Raw genomic sequence first — 13,003 nt, 5'->3', positions numbered from 1 at the left:
TTAGTAACGGATCTTAGGGTCAATTGTTGCGAGAACAATATCCACAATGGCGTTAAAGATAATGGTTAATGAACCAATCAAAATAGTAATACCAAGTACTAACGAATAATCACGGTTAAACGCTGCATTTACGAATAGCTTACCAATACCCGGTAAACCAAAAATGGTTTCGATAACGACAGAACCCGTAATGATGCCAACGAAAGCAGGCCCCATATAAGAAACAACAGGAAGAAGTGCAGGCCTTAAAGCGTGTTTAATGACGATGTAAGGGTAACTTAACCCTTTCGCACGCGCAGTACGAATGAAGTTACTGTTTAACGTTTCAATCATGCTACCACGAGTAATACGGGCAAACGTGGCGACGTAGAGAAGCGCCATACCAAACATCGGTAGCAATACAAATTTTGTAGAGCCGTCTTGCCAACCACCCGCAGGTAGCCACTGCAGCTTAATCGAGAATATGTAGATAAGAACCGGTGCGAGAATGAAGGACGGCATAACCACCCCCGCCATCGCTGTCGACATAATTGTATAATCGAGCCAAGTATTTTGTTTCAACGCCGCAATAGTGCCAACAGCTACCCCCATCACTAACGCAAAAATAAAGGCGAAGAAGCCAATTTTTGCCGATACAGGTAAGGCTTTTGCCACCAACTCGTTAACAGTGAAATCTTTGTATTTAAAAGACGGACCAAAATCACCTTGGACAATATTGCCAAGATAGGTGGTGTATTGCTCTAAAACTGGTTTATCTAAGCCGTATTTCGCTTCGATATTTGCCATAACCTCAGGTGGAAGAGGACGATCACTTGAAAAAGGATTACCTGGTGCAAAGCGCATCAAGAAGAAAGAAATTGTGATCAATACCAATAAAGTCGGTATGGCTTCTAAAATCCGTTTAGCTATGAATTTAAACATAAACGCTACCGTGTAATTGCTGTGAGTGCAAAAGCAGCCTTCATTCCCCGAAGGCTGCATATTATTATTTTTATTTAGCGCGAATTATTTCGCTGTGAAGTACATATCTTTTGAGTAGATATTATCTTCTGGGTTTTCCATTGGGTAACCGCCTAATTGAGGGTTAACCAAGCGCGCATTGACATAATGGTAGATAGGCATGATAGGCATATCTGCAGCAAGTTTTGCTTCAGCTTGTTTATAATCAGCAGAACGCTGTGCATCTGTTGTTGCTAGTACCGCATCATCAATCGCTTTATCGTAATCAGCACTTGAATATTTCGGGTAGTTTTGTGAATGATCACTTCGCATAATAGCTAGGAATGTTGATGCTTCATTGTAGTCACCACACCAGCCTGCACGTGAAACATCAAAGTTCCCCTGACGTTTAGCATCGAGGTAGCTCTTCCACTCTTGGTTTTCTAGCGTTGCACTAACGCCTAAGCCTTTTTTCCACATTGAAGCTATCGCAACAGCCACTTTCTTGTGGTTTTCAGATGTATTGTAAAGCAGGCTAAATTTCAGAGGATTATTTTGGTCGTAACCCGCCGCTTTCAATAACTCTTTTGCTTTCGCTAAGCGTTGCTTTGGATCAAGCTTCGAGTACTCAGGCATATCAACGTCTAAGCCATTGGTTGCCAATGGTGTAAAGTTGTAAGCCGGCGTTTCTCCTTTACCTACGATAAATTTCGCCAATACATCACGATCAATGGCATATGACAGTGCTTTACGTACGTTTGCATCATCAAAAGGTTTACGTGTCATATTAAATTCGTAGTAGTACGAACATAGATATGGCGTAACTTTCACATTTTGTGGGTATTCTTTTTGCAGACGTTTAAAGTGCTCGTTTGGCATTTCGTACGTCATATCTAGCTCACCCGCTAAGAAGCGGTTCATTGCAGCAACTTGGTTTTCAATCGGTAAGAACGTTACTTTGTTAATAACGGTATCTTTGTTATCCCAGTAATTCTCATTACGAGTCAGTACAATACGCTCGTTAACCACCCACTTATCTAACTTGTATGCACCGTTAGATACATAGTTACCTACTTTCGTCCAATCATCGCCAAACTTTTCCACTGCTTTTTGATTTACAGGTTTCATTGAAGTATGAACAAGCATGGATGCGAAGTAAGACACTGGCTTATCCAATGTTACTTTTAAAGTATGTGTATCAACCGCTTCAACGCCTAATGTATCTGCTGGTTTTTTCCCTGCAATGATATCTTCAGCGTTTGCCATTGTTGTCATTTGAATATATGACGCGTAAGGAGATGCTGTTTTTGGATCCGCTAAACGGCGCCATGTATAAACAAAATCATCCGCCGTAACAGGATCACCATTAGACCATTTTGCATCTTCACGAAGGTGGAAGATCCAAGTTTTATTATCTGTTGTATCCCACGACTTAGCGGCACCTGGTACTAAGTTACCTTTACTATCTTGGTTTACTAACCCTTCAAGTAAATCACGAATAACATTTGATTCAGGTACACCTGATACTTTTTGCGGATCTAGCGATTCTGGCTCGGTTCCATTACCGCGAACAAGCTCTTGCTTATCAGCAAGTTTTACATCAGAGGGTACTTGTGCCGCAAAAGAAGAAAAAGAAGTGGCGGCTACGGCAAAACTTGCACTCATCATGAGTGCTTGAGTGATTTTATTCTTGTACATGCATTACTCCAATACATCAGTTTATTACGTCCGTGACGTTCTTCATTTGGCTACTCTAAATAGCTTTATTGGCTAGTTTTTATCCTAAAACAGGCCGATCAAACCGAAGAATTATTCAAAACGTTACCAGAATATAAATATATTTACCATATTTTAACAATTAAAAGCTTCTTTATGCTAATAAGATCACTATTCATCAGTTTTTAATACTATTAATAACAATGTAATTAACGTTTCATTTCTATAAACACTCAAAAAATAGAAAATAACACTATATAAAACCAACATATAACCAAATAAGCAGTAAATAAACTCAATAAAAACCCAAAATGCAGCTTATGAAACCTAAAAAACTAAACACTAAAGCAACATTATATTTACATTTTTGTTTCACGCACAAAAAAGCATCGATACTATCGATGCTTTTTTATTCAACTATTATAGGAAATATGGGGAAATTACTTATTTTCGCTATCTAACTGAATCAATTGTTTATCGTCACTTACTGATTGCTCTCTTTGCTCTAATAACAATTGCGACTCATTATCCTCTGGCTGATCTGTCATACCAATATCATGCATAATTTGTTTCATTTTTTTATTAGATACGCGTCTGTGCTTCATTGAACCCTCCGCTGTCAAGCTATGCCAGTAGACCTCAATTACCACTTATCTTGCTTGGTCTAACACCAGCAACTAATTTCTATTTAATAACTAACCGCATTTAAAATATGGCACACATCTACACAGTTCGCCTCTAATCTGCCATAAAACTTTATTTCTTATTTTTAAATAACTAAAAATGATTAACAATTTCACTGATAGATAGTTTTATTATATCGACATGTTTATCCATGATTTTACATACAAAACATAAAAAAGAGGGGTAATATTATTAATGTAAAGTATTTATGCTTTATTTAAAAAATATTAAAGAATAACCCACTTAATTCCATTTTAAAGAGTATTCTATGAGACCAGTAGGTTGTGCGTCACGCCCAAGCCCATCACGTTTTCGCCCTAATTATGTACCATCTAGCGTGATAACACGTGATAAAAACAAGAAGAATGATCAATCGCAATAACCTAGAACCATCTACTGCTTTATAAGTAAAAAAAAGGAGCCTTGCGGCTCCTTTCTTTATATTCATTTGCTATTTCCAGCGATCAGCGGCTGATGTATCCGTTTCTCGAGCATCCACCCAACGGCTTTGCTCTGGTGTTTGTTCTTTTTTCCAAAAAGGTGCACGGGTTTTTAAAAAATCCATGATGAACTCACACGCTTCAAAAGCTGCGCCACGGTGGGCACTTGTTACACCCACAAACACAATCTGATCACCTAATGCCAAATCACCTACACGGTGAATGACACGTGTTTTAAGCAATGGCCAACGTTGGTGTGCTTGATCAACGATCTCTTGAAGCGATTTTTCCGTCATTCCAGGATAATGCTCTAAAGATAGTCCCGTCACAGCATCACCTTGATTAAAATCACGTACTTTACCGATAAAAGTTACAACGGCACCAGCTTCTGTGCCTTCTGCTAACTTTTCATATTCATCAGCAACCGAGAAATCATCAAACTGAACAGAAATCATCACTTATCCCCCTGTTACTGGTGGAAAAAATGCGACTTCATCACCATCAGTTAATGGCGTATCTAGTGAACAAATAGTTTGATTGACAGCAACAAGTAACTTGCCTGATTCTAATGCCAATTGCCATTTATCGCCACGTGTTGCCAATGCTTCACGTAGCGCATCAGCTGTAGAATAAACCATATCAATTTCAAGGCTATCAGTACCTACAAGCTCTTTTACTTGAGCAAAAAAGAGAACCTTAATCATGCTTCTACCTTAAAGTGACCTGATTTACCGCCTGTTTTTTCTAGCAGACGCACTTGGCTAATCACCATATCTTTTTGTACCGCTTTACACATATCATAAATCGTTAATGCAGCAACAGAAGCAGCAGTTAATGCTTCCATCTCTACACCCGTTTTACCCGCTAGCTTACAGCAAGACTCAATACGGACTTTGTTTTCAGCTGGAATCGCTTCTAACTGTACTTCAACTTTCGAAAGTAGCAACGGATGACAAAGTGGGATCAGATCCCATGTTTTTTTGGCCGCTTGAATGCCAGCAATGCGCGCTGTTGCGAACACATCACCTTTATGATGCTGACCTGACACAATCAGCTCTAACGTTTCTGCTGCCATATGAACAAAAGCTTCTGCACGTGCTTCACGAACGGTTTCCGCTTTAGCAGAAACATCAACCATGTTGGCTTCACCTGATGCATTAATGTGTGTAAATTGATTCATTATTTAATCGTTCCTCAACGAAGCGATACGAAGCCTAGTAGAGATATTTATCTCAACTAGGTTCTCTAAAATTAGGAAAAGTAGACAGAATTAACCGCCAATGGATGCTAGGTTTGGCGTCATACCTGTTTTGCCTTCATCCAAGAAATGGCTTACCGCTTTTTCACCTAGCCCTGCTTGAATACGTGCAATTAATAATTCTTTTTGATCATCACTTGCCAGTAAATCACGCAACTCAACACCTTGTTCACCAAACAAACAAAGATGTAATTTACCTTTCGCAGAAATTCGTAAACGGTTGCAGCTTTGACAGAAATTCTTTTCGTAAGGCATGATCAAGCCAATTTCGCCCATATAATCGGGGTGACAAAAAACTTGTGCTGGGCCATCATTACTACCTTTTATTTTCAGTAGCCAACCATTAGCGATCAAATGATTACGAATACTCACCCCTGAAAGGTGATGATTTTGAAAAAGACTGTCCATTTCGCCAGTTTGCATCAATTCAATAAAACGTAATTGAATTGGGCGAGTTTTAATCCACTCTAAAAACTTAGGTAACTCTTGTGAATTAAGGTCTTTAAGAAGTACCGTATTGATTTTAACTTGCTCAAAGCCAGCATCAAAAGCCGCATCAATGCCATCCATTACCTGATGGAACATATTCTCACCGGTAATTTGATAAAACATTTTAGGATCAAGACTATCAACACTCACATTGATATGCGTTAAGCCAGCATCGCGCCATTCGTGGACGTGCTTAGCCATACGATAACCATTAGTGGTTGTCGCTACTTTATTGATCCCAGGAATTTCAGCTACCGTTTTGATGATATCAGTAAAATCACGACGTAAACTCGGCTCACCACCTGTGATACGTATTTTACTGGTGCCACACTCAGCAAACGCTGATGCAACTCGCTGAATCTCATCCAATGTTAGAAAAGAAGGTTTTTTCTTTTCTGTTGGATGATAGCCATCTGGCAAGCAATAGGTACATTTGAAGTTACAGACATCTGTAACAGAGAGTCGCAAGTAGTAAAACTTACGATGGAAACTATCTTCTAATTGTTTCGCCACGGAACACCTTTCCAAATACGGGAGGTCAATTCATTTCTAAATAAACCCTGGTGACAAATCGTCACTGGCATTAATCACCTATCAACTTTTGGACGTATATATAATGTCCAACATCACTTAGTAACTTAGTGAAAAATGCTCGGAGTTATGGCAGTTATGCAAAGCAAATCATTCCTTGAAATAATATTACACAACAGCATTTCTTAATATAAAAGTATCAGAGTTTTTCCGTATTTGACAAATATTGGAAAAAAACACTCTGTATTCTACCTTTCGAGTAAGATCACGACAATACTAGTTAATAATTTAAGCCACAATTTACCAATAAAAGTGAGGGTATTATGGCAAATATAATGGAATCGGCTTCAATCGAAGATATCGCTCTCTATTTACAGCGAGAAGACGGTATTGATGCAGAGTCAGCACAAAATGCTGCTCAGCAAGTCATTGATGGTTTTATAGATATGCGTGATAAAGGGCTCATAAAAGGTTGGTATTTTGATGAGTTAGGGCATTTAGAACTGCTTCCTACCGACACGGCATTATCAATAATTGAGCGTCAAAAATGACACTGAACTAATGTTATTTTGCAAATGTTGATTTTCAAACTGCAATCAACATTAAGCTTGATTAACTTAAAATTAAGTCAAAAGCAGACACACTTTGATTAAAAGCTCATGAACTCAATGACAAAGCCACGTGAACGCCTTAACTTTTAGTCGGCATTAGTTTTGCATTGTCTACATAGCTAGGCATTGCTAATCTTACTATGGAGTTCCTTATGGCTAAAGTATTACCGCTACTTTTTCAAAAGCGCCATGTTCTTCCTACTGGTCGGATGCAAATCTATATCTCGCCAGTCGATCAAACACCTACCTTGAAAGCGGCACTCGCTTCAAAAGATGGGTTAGGTATTTGTATGTATAGCAATCGAAAGGAAGCTCAACATTTATTTCATATCGGTACTCGTGTCACGATTGATGATTTCAACCAAGAGCAAGGCTCCCCGTTTATAAAACTCACCGTTTCAGGTCATAATAACTTTAAGATCCAGTCGATAAAACAAACAACCGATGGTGTTTTTTGGGGAGAAACGACGCCTTTACCCTGCTGGGAAGAAATCGCAATCAATAAAGAGCAACAATTACTTGCGATTCGGCTGAAGAAAATGTTTGAAAAATTCCCTGATCTTGATGAGCTATACAAATCCAAAGACTTCAATAACCTCAGCTGGTTATGTCAACGTTGGTTAGAAATATTACCGTTACCTACTATCGATAAGCAGCATTTACTCAATAAGCCAACCTGTTTGAATACTTACGATTATTTAATGAGTATGATTAAAACAAGCCACTAATCTATTTTAAGTGAGATACCACAGGTAATTTACACAGCAAAAAATGCAATACAATACATTTTTTGATAACCTGAACGCTTATAAGCAATATTAAAAAGCCAACACTATACTTAAGGCAGATAAATTGAAAAAGAATATTGTTGCCATCGGTGGCGGTCATGGCCTAGGACGGATCTTATCCTCGCTTTCTTGTTACGGTTCAAAAGTAACGGGTATTGTCGCAACAACCGATAATGGTGGTTCAACGGGTCGTATTAGAGCTTGCCAAGGCGGTATTGCTTGGGGCGATATGCGTAACTGTATTAATCAATTAATTACAGAGCCATCGATTGGTTCGATGATTTTTGAATACCGTTTTAAAGGTAATGGTGAGTTGAATGGTCATAACCTCGGTAACTTAATGCTTACAGCATTAGATAACCTCTCGATTCGCCCACTTGATGCCATTAATCTGATCCGAGATATGCTAAATGTTGAAACTCAGATCATTCCAATGTCAGAACACCCATCAGATCTCGCTGCCATTACCTACAGTGGCGAGATTATAAATGGTGAAACCAGTGTTGATGAATTACAAGAAGTACCTAAACGTCTTTATCTTGAGCCCGCAGTGCCGGCAACAAAAGAAGCTTTAAACGCAATCAATCAAGCTGATTTGATATTACTCGGCCCTGGTAGTTTCTTAACAAGCGTTATGCCTATCTTACTGTTACGTGATTTAGGTATCGCGTTAAAAAACAGTAACGCACAAATCGTGTTTATTACTAACCTAGATAAGGAACATGGCCCTGCTGGGAAAATGTCACTAGAGACCATGTTACATTGGTGTGAAAGAGCAATGAATGGACGCAAGATAGATACAATCTTGACCGATAAACTTCATACAGATTTAAACAATAAATTTAATCTGCAAATTGAAGATCTTGCATCCAGTAATCATGAGTGGAGACATGACCGAGACAAGTTAAAGCATGCGGTTGATAAGCTCATTGTTTCCTGCTAGTTGCTTATATTCAACCACCATACCTTCGACCATTTGTCTAAATTCAGGCAAATGGTCAATCATCCAATCATCTTGTCCTTGTTTTACTCGATATTCACATTCTTGTGCCATTAATGCTAAATCGTCCGCGCCAAAACTTGCGGCGCTACTTTTTATTGCATGGCTAATTTCGCCAATTTGATCAACGGAAGGATGTGCCGATAATTGCTTTGAATACTGTTCTAATTCATCACTGAAAACATTTAATAGCAATGACACGGTGTCCTCACCAACTTCATCAGCAAGGCGTTTAATTGTCTCAGAATTTATCGTTGTTGGCATTTAATCCATCTCCCTAGCACTGGTATTAGTGTCTTGCCAAGATTGCAATTTACGATATATCGTTGATGGACTGACTTCTAGTAAGCCTGCGGCTCTTGGAATATTGCCATCGCAAGCATCAATCGCCCATTGTATCGCTCTTTTTTCTACAACCCAGAGCGGCTCAATTTTATTTTTATGATGATCATGTGAATAAATAGATTCATCAGCAAGGCTTTCTCTCTGTACTTTCTCAGGTAGAGCCTTAGGATAAGATGCAATTTCTACACCGTTAATTGAATTAATAGGCGGCGGAACCATTTCAAGTTTGACTTCATCATCAGTATTTAAAACCACAATATTACGGATCACATTTTGTAATTCACGTACATTACCAGGCCAAGAGTAGGACTCAAATAACCGTAAAACTGGCTCAGAAAAACGACTAAAGCTTTTACCTTCTTCCAACGACATCAAACCTAATAATGCATGAGCAATCTCTATAATATCTCCGCCACGCTCCCGTAACGGCGGTAAAGAGATAGGAATAACATGTAAACGGTAGTAAAGATCTTCTCGAAATCTGCCTTCTTGCACTTCCTCCCAAGGGTTTCGGTTAGTTGCACAAACAAAACGGACATCAACACTACTCATTTTTGATGAGCCGACTTTTTGATAGGTTCCAGTTTGAATAAATCGTAGCAATTTACTTTGCAAATCAAGATCCATTTCGCATAGCTCATCAAGCATTAGCGTACCATGATGTGCCATTTCAACGGCACCTTGTCGCTCCGTTGAAGCTCCTGTAAAGGCACCTTTTACATGGCCAAACAATTCACTTTCAATGAGATCTTTAGGTATAGCAGCACAGTTTAGAGCAATAAACGGTTTATCATGACGTGGGCTGGCTGCATGAATCGCTTCTGCACACACTTCTTTACCCGTACCACTTTCACCCGTGATAAATACCGTCGCTTTACTTGAAGCTGCAGATTCAATAACGCGATATACCGCCTGCATTGGTAAACTATTACCAATAAATCCTTGGTATTGTGCTCCATCTGATTGCTTGGATTGAGTACTGGTATTCGATTTACTTTCGGCTTTAAGCGCTTTGTTTACCGTAATTCGTAATCGATCAGCCTCACAAGGTTTAATTAAAAAGTCTTGTGCGCCATAACGAATAGCTTCAACCGCTATATCAATCGAACCATGTGCAGTCATTATTACAACAGGAACATTACCGTGCTCTTTTCTCACACGTTCAAGCACTTCCATTCCCGTCATATCAGGTAAACGGAGATCTAATAAAATTAGATCAGGAATTATATCTTGAATAAAGCTCAGTGCTTCCTTCCCTGTACCAACAATGCTTACATTAAGTCCAAGAGGGTTTAAGTAAGATTTGTACAAGGCCGCAACTGACGCTGTATCTTCAACCATTAATACTTGGCGTTGCTGCATTCTGCTCTCCATTGCTCCTCCTAAAACAAGCCCCTTAAACTAATTGTAATCAATAGAAAAAAATATGGGGGATAGATTTCTTTTTTTTCAATTATCTCATATTGACTCGCAAATTGATTCGCAAATTGCGAATATTTGTTTTTATTTGTGCTGTGGCGCAAGCAAATAAGTGCTACCCAAAGACAGAAAACACGCTGGATTGTATAAAAAAATACGACTTTTAAAAGTTGGCACACTACATGCTTTATATAACGTGACTCTTAATTTAAGAGTCAACCTAGCCAACTGACGTTGTTTGTGGATTTTTTTCACTAAAACAATGACGCCAACCGAACCTTTTTTATCGGTTGGCTTTTTTTTACCTAAAATTCAAGATCCACAAGAAAAATAGCCAATAACCAATTAACTATTGGCGATAAATTGCTGCCTTAGTTTATGGATCTTATCGCGTGTTTCTGCCGCTTGTTCAAATTCAAGATTTTGTGCAAAGTCGTACATTTGTTTTTCCAGTACTTGAATTTGTGATTCGAGCTCTTGTGGCGAAAGCGCTGAATACGTTCCTTTGCTTTCTGCCACTTTGTGAAGATCTGCCGCTTTATTTCGCGACTTTCCTCGTGAACTTGGAGCGCCTAATTCAAGAATGTCACCAATTTTCTTATTCAACTTTTGAGGTGTAATACCGTGCTCAAGGTTATATTCAATTTGCTTTTCACGACGTCGCTGGGTTTCGTTAATTGCACGCGCCATTGAACCCGTAATACGGTCACCATACAGAATCGCTCTACCCTCTATATTACGAGCAGCTCGACCAATCGTCTGTATTAATGAACGTTCAGATCGTAAAAAACCTTCTTTATCAGCGTCTAGAATCGCAACTAATGACACTTCGGGCATGTCTAACCCTTCGCGCAATAAGTTAATGCCCACTAGCACATCAAACTCACCTAATCGTAAATCGCGAATAATTTCCACCCGCTCTACGGTATCAATATCAGAGTGTAAGTAACGCACCTTCACACCATGCTCTGTAAGGTACTCAGTGAGATCTTCTGCCATACGCTTAGTAAGGGTTGTAACTAATACTCGCTCACCTTTTTTCTCTCTAATATGTATTTCAGAAAGCAAATCATCCACTTGTGTACCAACAGGGCGTACTTCAATTTCAGGATCAAGTAATCCCGTTGGGCGTACCACCTGCTCTGCTATATCATTACCCGACTTTTCAATCTCATAATTACCCGGTGTGGCTGACACATAAATCGTTTGAGGCGCTAACGATTCAAACTCTTCAAACTTCATCGGTCGGTTATCAAGCGCAGAAGGAAGACGGAATCCATATTCAACTAAGTTTTCCTTACGAGAGCGATCACCACGGTACATCGCGCCAATTTGCGACACAGTTACGTGTGATTCATCAATGATCAGTAAGCCATCAGCAGGTAAGTAATCAAACAATGTTGGTGGTGGCTCACCCTCAGCACGCCCACTAAGATAACGTGAGTAGTTTTCAATACCAGAGCAAAAACCTAGCTCATTCATCATTTCAATATCGAATTGTGTGCGCTGACTAATTCTCTGCTCTTCGACGAGTTTATTGTTTCCTAAAAACTGCTCTTTGCGCAAAACCAGTTCTTTTTTTATCCCTTCAATCGCGTCTAAGATTTTCTCTCGTGGCGTCACATAGTGTGTTTTAGGGTAAATAGTAGTACGCGGCATATCACGATGCGTGATACTGCCAGTCAGGGGATCAAAGGATGAAATACATTCCACTTCATCATCAAATAACTCAAGACGAATCGCTTCTTTTTCTGACTCTGCAGGGAAAATATCAATCACTTCCCCACGAACTCGAAAAGTACCGCGCTCAAAGGCCATATCATTACGGGTATATTGCAACTCAGCCAGACGACGAAGAATGTCACGCTGATCAAGAAAATCACCACGCCGAACATGTAGCATCATTTTTAGGTAAGAATCAGGATCACCCAAACCATAGATCGCAGACACAGAAGCGATAATAATAACATCGCGTCGTTCCATTAATGCTTTGGTTGCTGATAGTCGCATCTGCTCAATATGCGCATTAACCGACGCATCCTTTTCAATGAATGTGTCCGTTGTAGGCACATACGCTTCGGGCTGGTAATAGTCATAGTAGGATACAAAGTATTCTACAGCACTATTTGGAAAGAACTCTTTCATCTCACCATATAACTGTGCTGCCAACGTTTTATTTGGTGCAAGGATCAAAGTCGGTCGATTAGCTTGGGCAATAACATTAGCCACGGTAAAAGTTTTACCTGAACCTGTTACGCCAAGTAACGTTTGGTGCGCTAGTCCTGAATCTAAACCATCAACCAATTGAGCAATAGCGGTAGGTTGATCGCCTGATGGTGAATATTCAGAAGCAAGAGAAAATAAGTCGCTCATAAATTACATATCCAGCAATAAATTACTGTTTACATTGTGGATAGACCATTAGTAATGTCAACTACTGGAAATACTTGCGATGAAGAAACTAAATTGCAGATAAAAAAATAGCTTCAATATTAGTTAAGTGAATACTAAGAGTTTGAACACCAAACATGACTCACAGAATAAAAGACCACAACTATTTACAACAGTCTGTAAATAGCCCCCTTTGGATCTTAACTAACTAATATTGAAGCAAACAACATTATATTGTAAAAAGCTAACTCAACTTATAAGCAAAACGTTAAGCTAAATTTGACGTGTAGGCATTAAGTACCCTTATCTTAAATCATAAGTTTAAATGCCTGACTCGAATCCAGGAACTTAATGTGGAATGAATCATAAAGCGAAGGGCGGGCAAGGTAAAA

Annotated in this window: 13 protein-coding genes and 1 riboswitch; of the genes, 3 read left to right on the top strand and 10 right to left on the bottom strand. The window is 39.2% G+C overall.

Translation table 11 applies throughout. From position 1 onward, the window contains the following. The 7 genes from oppB to moaA form a co-directional block, all read right to left on the bottom strand. On the bottom strand, window positions 1-921 hold the full coding sequence (oppB, locus tag C9J41_RS03630) for an oligopeptide ABC transporter permease OppB (protein WP_107206163.1): 921 nt from the start codon (window positions 919-921) through the stop codon (window positions 1-3). A gap of 84 nt (window positions 922-1,005) precedes the next feature. Further along, window positions 1,006-2,637: an ABC transporter substrate-binding protein gene (locus C9J41_RS03625; RefSeq protein WP_107206162.1), complete on the bottom strand. Its 1,632-nt coding sequence runs from the start codon at window positions 2,635-2,637 to the stop codon at window positions 1,006-1,008. A 458-nt stretch (window positions 2,638-3,095) separates the two neighbouring features. Continuing rightward, on the bottom strand, window positions 3,096-3,260 hold the full coding sequence (locus tag C9J41_RS03620; protein WP_199187014.1) for a hypothetical protein: 165 nt from the start codon (window positions 3,258-3,260) through the stop codon (window positions 3,096-3,098). Window positions 3,261-3,790: 530 nt separating this feature from the next. Beyond that, a complete protein-coding gene (gene moaE / locus C9J41_RS03615) occupies window positions 3,791-4,234 on the bottom strand; it encodes a molybdopterin synthase catalytic subunit MoaE (RefSeq protein WP_105059821.1) in 444 nt (147 codons plus the stop codon). A gap of 3 nt (window positions 4,235-4,237) precedes the next feature. After that, window positions 4,238-4,483, bottom strand: a complete 246-nt coding sequence (moaD, locus tag C9J41_RS03610; protein WP_107206160.1) for a molybdopterin synthase sulfur carrier subunit — start codon at window positions 4,481-4,483, stop codon at window positions 4,238-4,240. Next, window positions 4,480-4,959: a cyclic pyranopterin monophosphate synthase MoaC gene (moaC, locus tag C9J41_RS03605; protein WP_005368821.1), complete on the bottom strand. Its 480-nt coding sequence runs from the start codon at window positions 4,957-4,959 to the stop codon at window positions 4,480-4,482. Before moaC ends, moaD begins: the two co-directional genes overlap by 4 nt. 90 nt (window positions 4,960-5,049) lie before the next feature. Further along, window positions 5,050-6,054 (bottom strand): GTP 3',8-cyclase MoaA, encoded by a 1,005-nt coding sequence (moaA, locus tag C9J41_RS03600; RefSeq protein WP_158259265.1) that lies wholly within the window; start codon window positions 6,052-6,054, stop codon window positions 5,050-5,052. Continuing rightward, window positions 6,028-6,196: riboswitch (molybdenum cofactor riboswitch) on the bottom strand. (Overlaps the previous gene by 27 nt.) 184 nt (window positions 6,197-6,380) lie before the next feature. Here moaA and C9J41_RS03595 point away from each other — a divergent pair. From C9J41_RS03595 to yvcK, 3 genes are all read left to right on the top strand, one after another. Then, window positions 6,381-6,608, top strand: coding sequence for a hypothetical protein (locus C9J41_RS03595; RefSeq protein WP_107206158.1), 228 nt, complete (start codon window positions 6,381-6,383; stop codon window positions 6,606-6,608). A 212-nt stretch (window positions 6,609-6,820) separates the two neighbouring features. Further along, a complete protein-coding gene (locus tag C9J41_RS03590; protein WP_107206157.1) occupies window positions 6,821-7,396 on the top strand; it encodes an LON peptidase substrate-binding domain-containing protein in 576 nt (191 codons plus the stop codon). Window positions 7,397-7,502: 106 nt separating this feature from the next. Further along, complete coding sequence (yvcK, locus tag C9J41_RS03585) at window positions 7,503-8,399, top strand: uridine diphosphate-N-acetylglucosamine-binding protein YvcK (RefSeq protein WP_107245893.1); 897 nt, start codon at window positions 7,503-7,505, stop codon at window positions 8,397-8,399. Here the strand turns inward: yvcK and C9J41_RS03580 are convergent. The 3 genes from C9J41_RS03580 to uvrB all read right to left on the bottom strand — a co-directional run bounded on the left by C9J41_RS03580 (window position 8,361) and on the right by uvrB (window position 12,593). Beyond that, window positions 8,361-8,720 carry an Hpt domain-containing protein gene (locus C9J41_RS03580; RefSeq protein ID WP_107206155.1) on the bottom strand — a complete coding sequence of 120 codons (360 nt, stop codon included), beginning with the start codon at window positions 8,718-8,720 and terminating at the stop codon, window positions 8,361-8,363. The genes yvcK and C9J41_RS03580 overlap by 39 nt on opposite strands. After that, window positions 8,721-10,163, bottom strand: a complete 1,443-nt coding sequence (gene luxO / locus C9J41_RS03575; RefSeq protein WP_107206154.1) for a quorum-sensing sigma-54 dependent transcriptional regulator LuxO — start codon at window positions 10,161-10,163, stop codon at window positions 8,721-8,723. It lies immediately after the preceding gene. A gap of 402 nt (window positions 10,164-10,565) precedes the next feature. Then, window positions 10,566-12,593, bottom strand: a complete 2,028-nt coding sequence (uvrB, locus tag C9J41_RS03570; protein ID WP_107287149.1) for an excinuclease ABC subunit UvrB — start codon at window positions 12,591-12,593, stop codon at window positions 10,566-10,568. Between the last annotated feature and the right edge of the window lie 410 nt (window positions 12,594-13,003).

Origin of the sequence: Photobacterium sp. GB-50 (genome assembly GCF_003026755.1) — a bacterium.
Lineage (GTDB): Bacteria > Pseudomonadota > Gammaproteobacteria > Enterobacterales > Vibrionaceae > Photobacterium.
Note: the sequence above shows the minus strand (reverse complement) of the source record. Positions and strands in the feature narration are given on the sequence as shown.

Bases quoted from the DNA above. Each gene is read 5' to 3' on its own strand.
- C9J41_RS03625 (WP_107206162.1), bottom strand. From the start codon at position 2,637: ATGTACAAGAATAAAATCACTCAAGCACTCATGATGAGTGCAAGTTTT.
- luxO (WP_107206154.1), bottom strand. From the start codon at position 10,163: ATGCAGCAACGCCAAGTATTAATGGTTGAAGATACAGCGTCAGTTGCG.
- uvrB (WP_107287149.1), bottom strand. From the start codon at position 12,593: ATGAGCGACTTATTTTCTCTTGCTTCTGAATATTCACCATCAGGCGAT.
- moaC (WP_005368821.1), bottom strand. From the start codon at position 4,959: ATGAATCAATTTACACACATTAATGCATCAGGTGAAGCCAACATGGTT.
- moaD (WP_107206160.1), bottom strand. From the start codon at position 4,483: ATGATTAAGGTTCTCTTTTTTGCTCAAGTAAAAGAGCTTGTAGGTACT.
- oppB (WP_107206163.1), bottom strand. From the start codon at position 921: ATGTTTAAATTCATAGCTAAACGGATTTTAGAAGCCATACCGACTTTA.
- C9J41_RS03590 (WP_107206157.1), top strand. From the start codon at position 6,821: ATGGCTAAAGTATTACCGCTACTTTTTCAAAAGCGCCATGTTCTTCCT.
- C9J41_RS03580 (WP_107206155.1), bottom strand. From the start codon at position 8,720: ATGCCAACAACGATAAATTCTGAGACAATTAAACGCCTTGCTGATGAA.
- moaE (WP_105059821.1), bottom strand. From the start codon at position 4,234: ATGATTTCTGTTCAGTTTGATGATTTCTCGGTTGCTGATGAATATGAA.
- C9J41_RS03595 (WP_107206158.1), top strand. From the start codon at position 6,381: ATGGCAAATATAATGGAATCGGCTTCAATCGAAGATATCGCTCTCTAT.
- C9J41_RS03620 (WP_199187014.1), bottom strand. From the start codon at position 3,260: ATGAAGCACAGACGCGTATCTAATAAAAAAATGAAACAAATTATGCAT.